Source organism: Bradyrhizobium sp. 1200_D9_N1_1 (genome assembly GCF_052075915.1).
Classification (GTDB): domain Bacteria; phylum Pseudomonadota; class Alphaproteobacteria; order Rhizobiales; family Xanthobacteraceae; genus Bradyrhizobium; species Bradyrhizobium diazoefficiens.
The window spans coordinates 700559-715601 of the sequence record NZ_CP197226.1; the positions used below are offsets into that span (position 1 = coordinate 700559).

14 protein-coding genes are annotated in these 15043 nt (G+C 64.5%); 6 read left to right on the top strand and 8 right to left on the bottom strand.

Annotated features, from left to right (window positions below; genetic code table 11):
* Positions 1-36 precede the first annotated feature (36 nt).
* Positions 37-1293 carry an aspartate kinase gene (locus AB5K84_RS03275; RefSeq protein WP_011083048.1) on the bottom strand — a complete coding sequence of 419 codons (1257 nt, stop codon included), beginning with the start codon at positions 1291-1293 and terminating at the stop codon, positions 37-39.
* Positions 1294-1468: 175 nt separating this feature from the next.
* On the opposite strand from AB5K84_RS03275, the gene AB5K84_RS03280 reads away from it, so the two are divergent.
* The 3 genes from AB5K84_RS03280 to AB5K84_RS03290 all read left to right on the top strand — a co-directional run bounded on the left by AB5K84_RS03280 (position 1469) and on the right by AB5K84_RS03290 (position 3896).
* Entirely contained in the window at positions 1469-1936 is a 468-nt protein-coding gene (locus tag AB5K84_RS03280; protein ID WP_011083047.1) for a PH domain-containing protein, read from the top strand.
* 14 nt (positions 1937-1950) lie between these two features.
* Positions 1951-2718 carry a bifunctional 2-polyprenyl-6-hydroxyphenol methylase/3-demethylubiquinol 3-O-methyltransferase UbiG gene (ubiG, locus tag AB5K84_RS03285; RefSeq protein WP_038966657.1) on the top strand — a complete coding sequence of 256 codons (768 nt, stop codon included), beginning with the start codon at positions 1951-1953 and terminating at the stop codon, positions 2716-2718.
* A gap of 278 nt (positions 2719-2996) precedes the next feature.
* Positions 2997-3896, top strand: coding sequence for an EamA family transporter (locus tag AB5K84_RS03290; protein ID WP_011083045.1), 900 nt, complete (start codon positions 2997-2999; stop codon positions 3894-3896).
* A gap of 139 nt (positions 3897-4035) precedes the next feature.
* On the opposite strand, the gene AB5K84_RS03295 is transcribed toward AB5K84_RS03290, so the two are convergent.
* From AB5K84_RS03295 to AB5K84_RS03310, 4 genes are read right to left on the bottom strand one after another with little or no spacing between them, the layout of a single operon-like run.
* Complete coding sequence (locus AB5K84_RS03295) at positions 4036-4518, bottom strand: DUF1178 family protein (RefSeq protein ID WP_011083044.1); 483 nt, start codon at positions 4516-4518, stop codon at positions 4036-4038.
* Positions 4515-5393, bottom strand: coding sequence for a carbon-nitrogen hydrolase family protein (locus AB5K84_RS03300; RefSeq protein WP_011083043.1), 879 nt, complete (start codon positions 5391-5393; stop codon positions 4515-4517). Before AB5K84_RS03300 ends, AB5K84_RS03295 begins: the two co-directional genes overlap by 4 nt.
* Complete coding sequence (gene grxC / locus AB5K84_RS03305) at positions 5390-5665, bottom strand: glutaredoxin 3 (RefSeq protein ID WP_011083042.1); 276 nt, start codon at positions 5663-5665, stop codon at positions 5390-5392. Before grxC ends, AB5K84_RS03300 begins: the two co-directional genes overlap by 4 nt.
* A gap of 47 nt (positions 5666-5712) precedes the next feature.
* On the bottom strand, positions 5713-6510 hold the full coding sequence (locus AB5K84_RS03310; RefSeq protein WP_011083041.1) for a ComF family protein: 798 nt from the start codon (positions 6508-6510) through the stop codon (positions 5713-5715).
* Between the two features lie 139 nt (positions 6511-6649).
* Between AB5K84_RS03310 and AB5K84_RS03315 the strand changes: the two genes are divergently transcribed.
* Complete coding sequence (locus AB5K84_RS03315) at positions 6650-7498, top strand: methyltransferase domain-containing protein (protein WP_038966655.1); 849 nt, start codon at positions 6650-6652, stop codon at positions 7496-7498.
* Positions 7499-7717: 219 nt separating this feature from the next.
* Here the strand turns inward: AB5K84_RS03315 and AB5K84_RS03320 are convergent, their stop codons facing one another.
* The 3 genes from AB5K84_RS03320 to AB5K84_RS03330 all read right to left on the bottom strand — a co-directional run bounded on the left by AB5K84_RS03320 (position 7718) and on the right by AB5K84_RS03330 (position 10401).
* On the bottom strand, positions 7718-8128 hold the full coding sequence (locus tag AB5K84_RS03320; RefSeq protein ID WP_011083039.1) for a (deoxy)nucleoside triphosphate pyrophosphohydrolase: 411 nt from the start codon (positions 8126-8128) through the stop codon (positions 7718-7720).
* 5 nt (positions 8129-8133) lie between these two features.
* A complete protein-coding gene (gene argJ / locus AB5K84_RS03325; RefSeq protein WP_011083038.1) occupies positions 8134-9375 on the bottom strand; it encodes a bifunctional glutamate N-acetyltransferase/amino-acid acetyltransferase ArgJ in 1242 nt (413 codons plus the stop codon).
* A gap of 102 nt (positions 9376-9477) precedes the next feature.
* A complete protein-coding gene (locus AB5K84_RS03330) occupies positions 9478-10401 on the bottom strand; it encodes a peptidylprolyl isomerase (RefSeq protein WP_028175805.1) in 924 nt (307 codons plus the stop codon).
* Positions 10402-10754: 353 nt separating this feature from the next.
* Here AB5K84_RS03330 and secA point away from each other — a divergent pair, with 353 nt between their 5' ends.
* Positions 10755-13595, top strand: a complete 2841-nt coding sequence (secA, locus tag AB5K84_RS03335; protein ID WP_011083036.1) for a preprotein translocase subunit SecA — start codon at positions 10755-10757, stop codon at positions 13593-13595.
* Between the two features lie 392 nt (positions 13596-13987).
* Entirely contained in the window at positions 13988-15040 is a 1053-nt protein-coding gene (locus AB5K84_RS03340) for an RNA-directed DNA polymerase (RefSeq protein ID WP_011083035.1), read from the top strand.
* Positions 15041-15043: the final 3 nt, after the last annotated feature.

Sequence of the window (15043 nt, forward strand, 5' to 3'; positions counted from 1 at the left end):
CTTCGCGTTTGCTGCGACCGCTAAGAGAAAATTAGCCTAAGCCTGATCGAGGCCGTAGAGCGTATGCAGGGTCCGCACCGCAAGCTCGGTATAGGCGGTGTCGATCAATACCGAGAATTTGATCTCGGAGGTTGTAATGGCCCGGATGTTGATATTCCGTCCGGCGAGGGCCGAGAACGCCTGGGCGGCGACGCCGGCGTGGCTGCGCATCCCGCTGCCGATTACCGATATCTTGGCGACGTCGGTGGCGGTATCGAGCCGGGCATAGCCGATCTTGCCCTTGGCGGCGGTAATCGTATCCCTGGCGCGGGTGAAGTCCGCGGCCGGCACCGTGAAGGTGAGGTCGGTGGTCTTGCCGTCCTCGGAGACGCCCTGCACGATCATGTCGACGTTGATGTTGGCATCCGCCAGCGGACCGAAGATCGACGCGGCGACGCCCGGCTTGTCCTCGATCTGGCGCACCGAAATCTGGGCCTCGTCCTTCGAAAAGGCGATGCCGGTGACGACGTGGCTTTCCATGATCTCCTCCTCGCTGCAGATCAGCGTGCCGGGCGGCTGGTTGGCATGCGGGTCGATATCCTCGGGCTTGTCGAAGCTCGAGCGGACGAAGATCGGCATGTTGTGGACCATGCCGAGTTCCACCGAGCGGACCTGGAGCACTTTCGCGCCCTGCGAGGCCAGTTCCAGCATGTCTTCGAACGCGATCTTGCCGAGCCTCTTGGCCTTCGGCACGATTCGCGGGTCGGTGGTGTAGACCCCGTCAACGTCGGTGTAGATGTCGCAGCGGTCGGCCTTGACGGCGGCGGCGACCGCCACGGCCGAGGTGTCGGAGCCGCCGCGGCCGAGCGTTGTGATGCGGTTGGTCTCGGGGTTGATGCCCTGGAAGCCGGCGATGACGGCGACTTCCTTGCGATCCCTAAAGCGCTTGATGATCTCGCTGCCGTCGATGTCCTCGATCCGGGCCGAGGCATGGGCGTCGCTGGTCTTGATCGGGATCTGCCAGCCCTGCCAGGAGCGGGCCTGGATGCCCATGCTCTGGAGCACGATGGCGAGGAGGCCGGAGGTCACCTGTTCGCCGGAGGCGACGACGGCGTCGTATTCGCGCGCATCGTGCATCGGCGAGGCCTCGGTGCACCAGGCCACCAGCTCGTTGGTTTTGCCCGACATCGCCGAGACGACCACGGCCACTTCGTGGCCGGCGTCGACCTCACGCTTCACATGGCGTGCGACGTTGCGGATGCGTTCGATGTTGGCGACGGATGTGCCGCCGAATTTCATCACGAGGCGGCTCATGACGACGCGTGCATTCCCTCATAAGGATCAGTATGGTGACCCGCACTGGACGGGCCTCGCGGACACCGACCGCGCGTATACATAGCGGCGGGGCCGGGGGCAAGCGGGTTCCTGCGGGGGCAGGCTCGAGGTCTGGCTTGAAGTCTGGCCTGGGGGTAATGGGTTAACCGAGATCATGGCGCGTTACATCGACGAGATCCTGCAACCGGGCGAGCGGGTGCTGTATTCGACCAATGCGCACTGGATCTTCTATTTCCCGGCCATCGTGGCCTGGATCGTGGCCCTGGCCCTGTTCGCCCTGTCCCGGCAGAGCGACATCTACAGCGTGATGATCCTGTCCCTGTTCGGCTCCGGCCTGGTCGCGCTGGCCGCCCTGTACTGGACCGTGAAGGGCTGGTTCCATCGCTTCACCACCGAGACCGACGTCACCAACCTCAGGGTTGTGCACAAGACCGGGTTCATCAAGCGCCGCACCTTCGAGATGGCGCTGGACAAGGTCGAGAGCGTCGACGTCGATCAGACGATTCTTGGACGTATTCTCAACTACGGCGACGTGACCATTCGCGGTGTCGGCGAGGGGATCGAGACGATCAGGACCATCGCCTCGCCGCTCGCCTTCCGTAGTTCGATCACCACGCGGTAGGACCGCGCGTAACCATGAGCATGCAGCAAAATACTTCCGCAACTGCCCAGCCGGGCTCGACCGTCGACGCCGCCGAGATCGCGAAATTCTCGAAACTCTCCGCGGAGTGGTGGGACCCCAAGGGCAAGATGGCGCCGCTGCACCGGATCAACCCGTTGCGGCTCGGCTATATCCGCGACGCCGCCTGCCGCAAGTTCGAGCGCAACGTGCGCAGCCTCAACTGCCTCGGCGGCCTGCGCGTGCTCGACATCGGTTGCGGCGCCGGCCTGCTTTGCGAGCCGCTGTCGCGGCTAGGGGCCCAGGTCATCGGCGTCGATCCCTCGCAGAGCAATATTGCGGCCGCAAAACTGCACGCCGACAAGAGCCATCTTGCGATTGACTACCGCTGCACCACGGTCGAGGAGATCGACCCGCGCGAGCGCTTCGACATCGTGCTGGCGATGGAGGTGGTCGAGCACGTCGTCGACGTCGGCGTCTTCCTGAAGCGCTGCGCCGCAATGCTCAAGCCCAACGGGCTGATGGTGGTCTCGACGCTGAACCGGAACTGGAAGAGCTTTGCTCTCGCCATCGTCGGCGCCGAATACGTGCTGCGCTGGCTGCCGCGCGGCACCCACGAATGGAACAAGTTCGTCACCCCCGACGAGCTGACGAAATACCTGCTCGACAACCGCCTCGTCATCACCGAGCAGACCGGCGTCGTCTACTCACCCTTCGCCGACAAGTGGACCCTCTCCTCCGACATGGACGTGAACTACATGGTGGTGGCGGAAGGGATGGTGTGAGGGGCTGTTCGTGGCGGCCTAGCTGCATCCACACCCACGGTGTCGTCCCGGCGAAGGCCGGGACCCATACCCCCAGGGAGAAGTTGCAGCGCGAGCTCGTCACCACGAATCTTCGCCAAACCAAATCCAGTGGCTATGGGTCCCGGCCTTCGCCGGGACGACATCGGCGTTTGTAGCGAGAGCATCGCACCCATGACATCCCTGTGATTGACCTGCTTGAGCGCTAGCGGCAGGTTGGCCGCAAATCCTCTCCTGCCACACCATCCCCACCCACCCCCATGCTCACCATCACCAGCCTCTGGATTCCCTTCACCATCATTGCCGCGCTCGGGCAGGTCGCGCGCAATGCGATGCAGCGGTCGCTGACGAAGCCGCTGGGGACGTGGGGTGCGACCAATATCCGCTTCCTGTTCGGCTTCCCGTTCTCGCTGCTGTTTCTTGGCGTCGTGCTGGTCGCGACAGGCGATCATCTCGGCATGCCGCCGTCGGTATTCTGGCCGTGGCTGCTGCTCGGTGCGCTCAGCCAGATCGTCGGCACCGGGTTGATGCTGCTGGCGATGAACGATCGCTCCTTCGTGGTGACGACGGCATACCTCAAGACCGAGGCGATCCAGACCGCGATCTTCGGCTTCGTCTTCCTCGGCGATCATCTCACCTTGCTGAAGGTACTGGCGATCGTGGTTGCGACAATCGGCGTCGTCATCACGGCGCTGCGGCCCGGCGGCGAGAAAAGCTTTGCCGAGCTGAAGCCGACCATTCTGGGGCTTGTGGCGGCCGCGGCGTTCGCGCTGTCCGCGGTCGGCTTCCGCGGCGCCATCATCACGGTGCCGAACGTGTCTTTCGTAACGGCGGCGTCCTTCACGCTGGTGCTGGGCCTGTTCGTGCAGACTCTGATTCTGACGATCTACCTGCTTTGGCGCGCGCCCAAGATCCTGCAGGCGATCCTTGGCCTGTGGAAGCCGTCGCTGTTCGCCGGCTTCATGGGCGCCTTCTCCTCGCAGTTCTGGTTCCTGGCGTTCGCGCTGACCGCGGCCGCGAATGTCCGCACGCTCGCCCTCATCGAGGTGCTGTTCGCACAAGGCGTGGCGTACTACTCGTTCAAGCAGCCGATCGCGCCACGCGAGATCTTTGGCATCGCGCTGATCGTGGTCGGCGTGGCGGTGTTGGTGGGGGCGTAGTTGACTGTCATTCCGGGGCGCCCGAAGGGCGAACTATGGAGCGCAATTGCGCTCCTGAGAATCTCGAGATCCCCCGATGCGCAATTGCGCATCTGAGGTCTGGTCCTTCGGACCATCCCGGGATGACGCGCTTCGCGCGTCAATTCCTGTCTTCCGGCAGCGTCGGCAGCGGCGAGACTTCGATGCCTTCGTCGATCAGCGACTTGGCCTCGTCGGGCGAGGCCTCGCCGTAGATCGGCCGATGCTCCTTGTCGCCGTAGTGCATCGCGCGGGCTTCGTTCGCAAAGCGCTCGCCGACATTGTCGGCGTTCTTCACGATGTGGTCGCGCAGCTCCTTGATCTTGGCGCGCAGCTCGCGCTCCTGCGCCATCAGCAGCGGGGTCGGTCCTGACGGCGCAGCCTCGGGCACGGGTGTTGAAGCGGGCTCCGGCGGAGGCGTGGCCGGCCCGCGGCCCTTCTTGCCGACGATGCGCGGCGCCATGATCGCCTTCTCGACCTTGGCCGAGCCGCAGATCGGACAGGTCACGAGCTTGCGCTTCACCTGCGAATCGTAGGCCGACGAGCTCTGGAACCAGCTTTCGAATGCGTGGTTGCGGTCGCAGTGAAGCGCGTAGCGAATCATGCCGATCCCCGCACCAGATGCAGATGATCCGGCCCGGCCTTGGGGTCGGCGACGCCGAAGCGGCGGCCGTGCTGGAGCGAAGGGATCGCCCGGCGCGCGGTCTCGACCTTGGCGGGATCGATCGTGGCCATGATAATGCCGGGCTCGACGTCACCTTCCGCGAGGATCTCGCCCCAGGGATCGATGATCAACGAGTGGCCATAGGTCTCGCGCTTGTTCTCGTGCAGGCCGGCCTGCGCCGCGGCGAACACGAAACAACCGGTCTCGATCGCGCGTGCGCGCAGCAGCACGTGCCAGTGCGCTTCACCGGTCTTGCGCGTGAAGGCGGACGGCACCGTGATGAAATAGGCGCCGCTCTCGGCCAGCGCGCGGTAGAGCGCGGGGAAGCGCACGTCGTAGCAGATCGTCAGCCCGACCCGGCCCCAGGGCAGGTCGGAGATCACGGCGGTCTCGCCCGGCTGGTAATTGGCGGATTCGCGATAGCTCTCGCCGTCCGGCAGCTCGATGTCGAACATGTGGATCTTGTCGTAGCTCGCGAGCACATTGCCCTCGGGCCCGATCAGGAACGAGCGGTTGACCGCTTTTTCGTCCGAGAAACGCAATGCCAGCGAGCCGACATGGATGTGGATCTTCAGCTCCGCCGCGAGCGCGCGGTAAGCCTTGAGCGAGGCGTCGTTCTCTTCGCTCTGGAGGTGCTCGAACAGCGCCTTGCGGTTCAGCTGCATCATGTTGCTGACTTCGGGCGTCTGCACGTAGTCGGCGCCGTTGGCCGCGGCCTGCCGGATCAGCCTGGTGGCCTGCGCGAGGCTGGGCTCGGGCATCAGGCCGGTGCGCATCTGCACCATCGCGGCGGTGAAGGTCCTGTTGTCGCTCATGATTCAGCCTTCACGCTTTCGAGCATGCCGTCGAGCTTGCCCTCGCGGTCGAGCGCGTAGAGGTCGTCGCAGCCGCCGACATGGCTACCGCCGATCCAGATCTGCGGGAAGGTCGAGCCCTCGCCGGCGCGGTCGTACATCTCGTCGCGCCAGGACGGGTTCCTGGCGACGTCGAATTCCGTGAAGGTCGCCTTCTTGCGGGTCAGCAGCGATTTGGCCGCGGAGCAATAGCCGCAGCCTGGTCTGGTGTAGATCTCGACAGCGGCGGGCATCTTGTCTGGCGCTCTCATGTCATGAATTCATTGAATTATATGGGACTTCACCTGACCTCCACAACCCGGGCAAACACCAGCACGTCCACCTGGGCCGCTTTGGCACGCAGCAAGGCACGGGCGCAGGCATCCAGCGTCGCCCCAGACGTCAGGACGTCGTCGATCAGGACGATGCGGCGGCCCTGCACCTCGGCCTGACGGTCGGGAGATACCTGGAATGCGCCCTGCACATTGGTGGCGCGCTGGGCCCGCGACAGGCCGATCTGCTGCTCGGTGGCGCGCACCCGGCGCAGCAGCTCGCCCCGCACTTTCACCCCGCTTTGCCGCTCGATGCTCCGCGCCAGCGCCCCGGACTGGTTGTAGCGGCGGCGCCAGGCCCGTCGCCAGTGCAGGGGAACGGGGATCAGCATGTCGGCGCCGGCGAGCAACTCGCCGCCCGCGCGCGCCATCCAGCGGCCCATCGCCGGCGCCAGATCGGTGCGGTCCTGGTATTTCAGCGCATGCACCAGCGTGCGCGCGACGTCGTCATAGCGCACCGCTGCTCGCGCGCGCTGGTAGGCCGGCGGGCTCGCGATCGCCTCCATCGACAGCATGTCGGGGCCGGGATCGTAGACAAAGGGGATGCCGAGGCGCGGGCAATAGGGCCGTTCGATGAACGACAGCCGCGCCCAGCAGGCCGCGCACACGCCCTCGCCATCCACCGGCTCGCGGCAGGACACGCACAAGGTCGGCAGCGCAATGTCGAGCGCGAGCCGTGCCGCGCGCGCCAGCGCGTGACGGCCGGCCGTCCACGCGGCACGCAGAGGTGTAGCGATCGAACGGGAAGGGGCGGCGTCGGCTTCCATGTGGGAAGGCTAGCGCTCTGCGACAATCCGCTCAAGCGGCTCGGTCTCGTGCCCCGGACGCAGCGCGGCGCGTCACTTGGTGCCGCACTGCGTCCGGGACACGGTTGCCAGAACGACTTGGATCGGCGTAACCAGCGGCATGGCTCAGAACGTGCAAACCCCGCCCGCCCTGTTCGATCGGGCCTTGCTGCACGCGCGGCAACGCCGTGCGCACGCGCAAGGCGCCGTGAGTTTCCTGCTCGATCGGGTGACCGAGGACATGTCCGACCGGCTCGCCGCGGTGATGCGGGAGTTTCACGCTCCGGCCGATCTCTGGACGCCCGGTGAAGGCCTCGCGGTCCTGCGCGCGCGGCTGCCGTCGCTTCAGCGGATTGCACTTGGCGAAACCGGCGAGGAGAAGCTGCCCTTCACGCCCGAGAGCCTCGATCTCGTCGTCTCGGCACTGGCGCTGCAATTCGTCAACGACCTGCCGGGCGTGCTGGCGCAGGTCCGGCGCGCGTTGAAGCCGGATGGCTTGCTGCTGGCCGCGATGATCGGCGGCGACAGCCTCACCGAGCTGCGCCAGGCCTTTGCTGCCGCCGAAGCCGAATGCGAAGGCGGCGTGTCGCCGCGCGTCGCGCCGTTCGCCGATCTGCGCGACATCGGCGCGCTGTTGCAGCGCGCGGGCTTTGCGCTGCCGGTCACTGACGTCGACCGTGTCGTGGTGCGCTACGCCAATGCCTTCGCGCTGATGCAGGATATCAGGCGCATGGGCGCGGCCAATGTATTGATCGAACGCCGCCGCACGCCGAGCCGGCGCGCGACGCTGCTGCGCATGGCCGAAATCTATGCCGAACGCTTTGCCGATTCCGACGGCCGCATCCGTGCGACATTCGACATCATCTGGCTCTCCGGCTGGGCCCCGCATGCAAGCCAGCAGCAGCCGCTCAAGCCGGGGTCGGCGAAGGCGAGTCTTGCGGAGGCGGTGAAAAAGGCGGGGGAGAGCTGAGTCGTTCTCTCCGTCATTGCCGAGACCGCCGCCCAAGAATTCGATGTCGTCCCGGCGAAGGCCGGGACCCATAGCCACAGGGAGTGGTTGTGGCGCGAAGGCGGTCACTCCGAGTCCCCGTAACCACGCCTTCCTGTGGATATGGATCCCGGATCTGCGCGCGCTTTGGGCGCGCTTGTCCGGGACGACAATGGAGATTGAGACGCGGTGACCGCCAACTCACATCAGCAAATCAATCAAATGCGGGATCAGCGGAATGTCCGCGGGCGGCATCGGGTAGTCGCGCAGCTTGTTGGCACGGACCCAGGCGAGGGTCTGGCCTTCGCGTGCGGCGACCATCCCCTCCCAGCGCCGGCAGATGTAGAGCGGCATCAACAGGTGGAAGGTCTCGTAGCCGTAGCTCGCAAAGGTCAGCGGCGCCAGGCACGGCTCGGCGACGGTAATTCCGAGCTCTTCATGCAGCTCGCGGATCAGGCTCTGCTCCGGCCGCTCGCCGGGCTCGAGTTTGCCGCCGGGAAATTCCCAGAGGCCGGCCAGCGCCTTGCCCTCGGGGCGCTGCGCGATCAGGACGCGCTTGTCGGCGTCGACAAGCGCGCAGGCCACCACCAGTGTGAGCTTGAGAGGGGTCATGGAGACTACGACCTGTAATCCCCGTTGATCGCGACATATTCCTTGGTGAGGTCGCAGGTCATGACGCGGTCGCGGCCCTTGCCGAGGCCGAGCGAGACCTTGATAGCGATCTCCGGCGCCTTCATCGCCTCCGACACCTGCGCCTCGTCGTAGTCGGGATCGCGCGCGCCGCTCCTGGCGACGCGGATGCCGTTGAAGGAGATCGAGAGCTTGTCGCGGTCGGCCGGCTCGCCGGCCTTGCCGACGGCCATCACCACGCGGCCCCAATTGGCGTCCTCGCCGGCGATCGCGGTCTTCACCAGCGGCGAATTCGCAATCGACATCGCGATCTTGCGCGCCGACGCCTTGGTCTTGGCGCCTTCGACGGTGATCTCGACCAGCTTGCGCGCGCCTTCGCCGTCGCGGGCGACCTGCTCGGCGAGGTTGGCGAGCACCTGGTTGAAGGCCTTGACGAAGGCCTTCAGCCTGGGGTCGCTGGCGCGGCTGATTTTGGGCGCGCCGTGCTCGGCGGCCGCGCCCGTCGCGAAGGCCAGCAGCGTGTCCGAGGTCGAGGTGTCGCCGTCGATCGTCACCGCGTTGAAGGTGTCCTCGACGCCGCTCTTGAGCAACGCTTGCAGGGCGGCCGGCGCGATCGGCGCGTCGGTGAAGACGAACGACAGCATCGTCGCCATATCGGGCGCGATCATGCCGGCGCCCTTGGCCATGCCGTTGATGGTGACCTTGGCCTTGCCGAGCTTGACGGTCGCGGTCGCGACCTTGGGGAAGGTGTCGGTGGTCATGATCGCCTTGGCCGCGGCGAGATAGTCGCCGGGCTCGGCGGTCTCGGCCAGTCGGCCCAAAACGCCGTCGAACTTGGTCGCGTCCAGCGGCTCGCCGATCACGCCGGTCGAGGCCAGGAAAATCTCGCTCTCGCTGCACCCGACGGCCTTGGCCGCGATCTTGGCGGTCAGCGCGGTGGAACTGCGGCCGGTCTTGCCGGTGAAGGCGTTGGCATTGCCGGAATTGACGACGAGGGCGCGCGCCTTGCCGCCCTTCAGCTTGGCGCGGCACCATTCCACCGGCGCGGACGGGCATTTCGACTTGGTGAAGACGCCGGCGACCGCAGTGCCCTTGTCCATCACCGCCAGCAGCACGTCGGTGCGGTTCTTGTAGCGGATGCCGGCCTCGGCCGTCGCAAGGCGGACGCCCGCGATCACGGGCATGTCGGGAACAGTCTTGGGAGCGAGGGGAGAGACGGAGGAGGACATCGCGGGGCGCCTTGGTGGGGTCTGGATATGCAGATGGCCGGGCATTTGCCCGGCCATTGCGACGTTAGATACTATTGGCGTCCGCGAAGTGACAGCGAATTCTTACTTCTTCGCAGGGGGCGCCATCTTGCTGTCGGAGGGCTTCGCATCGGAAGGCTTGGCCGCGTCGGCCGGCTTGGCGTCCGCGGCGGGCTGGTCCAGCCGCTCGACCTTGGCTTCCGTGCGCAGCTTGGCGACGTAGTCGGCCTGGGCCTTGCGGGTGACGTATTGCTCGATCTGGGCCTTGACCTGCTCGAAGTCCGGCGCCTTGCGGTTGCGCTTTTCCTCGACCTTGATGATGTGCCAGCCGAACTGCGACTTCACGGGGTCGGAGATCTTGCCCGGCTCCAGCGCGAAGGCCACCGCCGAGAATTCCGGCACCATCTGCTCCTTGGTGAAGAAGCCGAGGTCGCCGCCGTCGGCGGAGCCCGGATCCTTGGACTTCTTCTTGGCGAGTTCGGCGAAATCGGCGCCCTTGTCCAACTCGGCCTTCACCGCCTTGGCCTCGTCCTCGGTCTCGACCAGGATGTGGCGGGCGCGCACCTCCTGCTCGCCGGTGATCTGCTTGGAGGCCTCCTCGTAGACCTTCTTCATGGCGTCGGGGGTGGTGGCGGCCTTGCCCTCGTTGGCGAGCAGGCTGTCCATCAGGAGGCGGTTGCGGGCGAACGCCAGGCGCTTCTTGAACTCCTCGCTGTCGGCGACCTTCTTGTCCTCGGCGGCCTTGGACACGATCTTCATGTCGATCAGGAAGGACAGGACGTTCTCGTCCTTGGTCGCCGGGTCCATCTGGGCGAGGCTCGGCCCGAGTTCCTCCTCGGCCATGGCGACGTCGCTCTTCTTGATTTCCGCGCCATTGACCTTCGCCAGGACCGGATCGTCGGCAGCCCGGCCGGGACCCGCGATCAGCGCCAGCGCAAGGCAGCCCACGAGGGCGGTGGCGAGGCCGAAGCGCAGGCCGGTTTTGGTTACCGGGAACGAGGTGGTCATGGAAAATCCTTTTGTTGAAGCAGGGGGCTGCTCGAGCGGGGCGGACACTCGCCCAATTCAGGGGGGCTTGGCAACGCGAAAAGTCTGTCAAAATGATGAATTAGCCGCAATGCGCCCGCCGTTGACAAGGCCCTGACCGGGCCATATCTCTGCCCGGTCGCGACCATGGCGATGGCGTTTATTTTGCTGCGTTTTTGGCCGTTGAACCCAGACTTGCCCAATTCCCACCCATATGGCGGATGACCCCCCGCAGTCCGGGCTCTGGCGCCATCAGCGTCACGGTGAGTTGATAGGCAGGCGGGGGACAACTTCTTGGCTGCAACGCGGTTAAATCGCGAACACAGGAACTAGGCATGATCGGCGCGCTCGCCCGCAAGTTTTTCGGCTCCGCCAACGACCGGCGGGTGAAGGGATATCAGTCCCGCGTCAACGCGATCAACGCGCTGGAGCCCGAGCTCATCAAGCTCTCCGACGAGGAGCTCAAGGCCCGCACGGCCGACTTCAAGAAGCAGCTCGCCGAGGGCAAGACGCTCGATGACCTGCTGGTGCCGGCCTTCGCGACCGTGCGCGAGGCCGCCAAGCGCACGCTCGGCCAGCGCCATTTCGACGTCCAGCTGATCGGCGGCATGGTGCTGCACGAGGGCGACATCGCCGAGATGAAGACCGGCGAAGGCAAGACGCTGGTGGCGACGCTTGCGGTCTATCTCAACGCGCTCGCCGGCAAGGGCGTCCATGTCGTCACCGTCAACGACTACCTCGCCCGCCGCGACTCCGGCTGGATGGGCCAGATCTACGGCTTCCTCGGCATGACCACGGGCGTGATCGTCCACGGTCTCGACGATGCCGAGCGCAAGACGGCCTATGCCTGCGACATCACCTACGGCACCAACAACGAATACGGCTTCGACTATCTGCGCGACAACATGAAGTACCGGCTCGAGGACATGGTCCAGCGGCCGCACTTCTTCGCCATCGTCGACGAAGTCGACTCCATCCTGATCGACGAAGCGCGCACGCCGCTGATCATCTCCGGCCCGCTCGACGACCGCTCCGACTTCTACAACACCATCGACGGCTTCCTGCCCAAGCTCGACAAGACCGACTACGACGTCGACGAGAAGCAGCGCACGGTGACGCTCACCGAAGCCGGCATGGAGAAGATCGAAACCCTGCTGCGCGACGCCGGCCAGCTCAAGGGCGAGTCGCTCTACGACGTCGAGAACGTCTCGGTCGTGCACCACATCAACCAGGCCCTGCGCGCCCACACGCTGTTCACCCGTGACAAGGACTACATCGTCCGCGACGACGAGGTCGTCATCATCGACGAGTTCACCGGCCGCATGATGCCGGGCCGGCGCTATTCGGAAGGCCTGCACCAGGCGCTCGAGGCCAAGGAGCACGTCCAGGTCCAGCCCGAGAACCAGACGCTGGCCTCGATCACCTTCCAGAACTACTTCCGCATGTACGAGAAGCTTGCGGGCATGACCGGCACCGCCGCGACCGAAGCGGACGAACTGTTCGACATCTACAAGCTCGAGGTCGTGGAGATCCCGACCAACCTGTCGGTCGCGCGTCTCGACGAGGACGACGAGGTCTACCGCACGCAGAAGGAAAAATACGCCGCCATTCTCGCCGAGATCGAGCGGGCGAACGCGCGGCTCCAGCCCGTGCTGGTCGGCACGGCGTCGATCGAGAAGTCGGAGGTGCTCGCCGAGTTCCTCAAGTCGAACGGCTACAAGCAGATCGATTTCGGCAAGGAGAACGCGCTCGACAAGCTCTATGCGGCGGCCCGTGCCGGCAAGCCGTCGAAGCTGTTCGCGGTCCTGAACGCGCGCTTCCACGAGCAGGAAGCCTATATCGTCGCGGAAGCCGGCGTGCCCGGCGCGATCACGATCGCGACCAACATGGCCGGCCGCGGCACCGACATCAAGCTCGGCGGCTCGCTCGAGATGCGCGTCCCGAAGGAAACTGCGGGCATCGAGGACGAGGCCGAGAAGGCCAGGAAGATCGAGCAGATCAAGGCCGACGTCGAGCGCTTCCGCGAGATCGTGCTGAAGGCCGAGGAGATCGTCGAGATCGAGCCGGCGAAGGGTTCCAAGCCCGCCAAGACCGTGACGAAGCCGGGCGGTCTCTACATCATCGGCTCCGAGCGTCACGAATCCCGCCGCATCGACAACCAGCTGCGCGGCCGATCCGGCCGTCAGGGCGACCCCGGCCGCTCGAAGTTCTTCCTGTCGCTGGAAGACGATCTGATGCGCATCTTCGGCTCGGATCGCCTCGACAGCATGCTCCAGCGTCTCGGCCTGCAAGAGGGCGAGGCCATCATCCATCCCTGGATCAACAAGGCCCTGGAGAAGGCGCAGCAGAAGGTCGAGGCCCGCAACTTCGACATCCGCAAGAACCTGCTCAAGTTCGACAACGTCCAGAACGACCAGCGCAAGGTGATCTTCGACCAGCGCGTCGACCTGATGAAGGACGACAGCGTCGCCGAGACCGTTACCGACATGCGCCATGCCTTCATCGACGACCTCGTCGCCAAGCACGTGCCCGAGCATGCCTATGCCGAGCAGTGGGACGTTGCCGGCCTGAAGGAGGAGCTGAAGCGCGTGCTCGATCTCGACCTGCCGGTCGACGACTGGGCCAAGGAAGAGGGCATCGCCGACGAGGAGTTGCTCAACCGCATCGAGAACCGCGCCGACGAGCACATGGCCGCCAAGGTCGCGCAGTGGGGCCCCGACGTGATGCGTTACGTCGAGAAGACCATTCTGCTCCAGACGCTCGACCATCTCTGGCGCGAGCACCTGATCATGCTCGACCATCTGCGCCAGGTCATCGGCCTGCGCGGCTACGGCCAGCGCGATCCGCTGCAGGAGTACAAGACCGAGGCCTTCAATCTCTTCCAGGAGATGAGCGCGCACCTGCGCGAGGCCGTCACCGCGCAGCTGATGCGGGTCGAGATCGTCCCGCCGGAGCAGGAAGCGCCCGTGCTGCCGCCGATGGAAGCGCACAAGTTCGACCCGAACACCGGCGAGGACGAGATGGCGCTCGCCAGCGTCACGCTCGGCGCGCCGGCCTCCGACGCCGCCCAGCGCGATCCGAAGAACCCCGCATCCTGGGGCAAGATCGGCCGCAACGAGGATTGCCCGTGCGGCTCAGGCAAGAAGTACAAGCACTGCCACGGGCGGTACGCGTAACCGCTAGCTCGCTGTCATGCGCGCGTGAGGCGCGACATACCCGCCTCATTCTCCGCTGTCGTCGCCCGGCTTGACCGGGCGACCCAGTACGCCGCGGCCTTTCGGCTCAATCACATCCGTTTCAGGAATACTGGATCGCCCGGTCGAGCCGGACGATGACAGTTGAGTGTGTGGCGCGCGACTCCCACCACATCGGGGTCCCGGCGAAGGCCGGTACTCATACCGCGGAGTCTATCGAGAGCGCGCAGGAGAAATCTCTCGTTCCCATAGCGCCAACTAGGGGCACTTCCGTTGCCACTCTGCTGTGGACTGAGGTTTGGAGAGCCCTGTGCATTCGTTGTATAGCGGCTAGTCTTCCCCAATAAATTGTACGAACCGGGGCTGGATCGACCATGAAGGCGAGCAAGCTTAGGCCGCGAGATTTCCTGCAGTGTTTGCTTAGCACCGCGTACCTTCCTGAGGAATTACCTCCTACAGTTACTAGCCGTGAGTATTCCGAATTCTGTCGGCGCAACTATGCTTTGGTTCGCGCCGAGAAGGACAAGCTGATCAAGCTCGCTACCAGCTACGATACATACTCTGCCCCCCGAAACGTACCAGGCCGAAGAGCCCTTGCCGTGGTTCACCCCCTAGCGCAGCTCGGCGTATCACTTCTGATCACGGAAAGACGAGCGGAGATCAGGTCCCTTCTCAAGAAGTCGGGTACATCGCTTTACGACGTCTCTGAAGCTGCTGCACAAGCAAAAGCCTTCGCGGGTCTAGATTTTCAAAAGCGAAGGACGTTGGCTGCAAAACTTCATTCCGAGAAACCCTTCATCCTCCAGGCGGACATATCGAGATTCTTCTATACGGCTTATACGCACTCAATTCCTTGGGCTGTTCTTGGCAAGGAGAAGGCAAAGGAGCTTCTCAGAACAAACCGAAAGAAGCTCAACGCCCATTGGTCGAACAAGATCGATGAGGCATTACAGAGCTGCCAGTCTCGTGAGACCTTCGGCATACCGGTCGGGCCGGATACCTCAAGAGTGCTGGCCGAGCTTCTTCTCTCAGGTGTAGAGACGGACAAGTCCCTGTCAAAATATTTGCAGCCAACTAATGCATTCCGGCTATTGGATGATTTCTCGATCGGATTTGATAACGAAGCCGACGCCAGGCAAGCGCTGCGAGCCATCCGGCAGGTTCTATGGAGATACAATCTGCAGCTTAATGAAGAGAAGACAAAGATAATAACTTCTCCTCTTATCTTCCGTGAGAAGTGGAAGCTAGATTTTGATAAAGCTCCACTCTCTCAGATCGATCCGCAACAACAGCTTCGAGATATCGAATATCTCGTCGACCTCGCCCTCAACGCTTGCTTCGAGAGTCGCGGGAACTCCGGCTCAATGGGCCTGCCGCCGCCTAAGTCGGGCGACAGTTCTAGACGGCACCTTTCACACCTTGCTTGACTC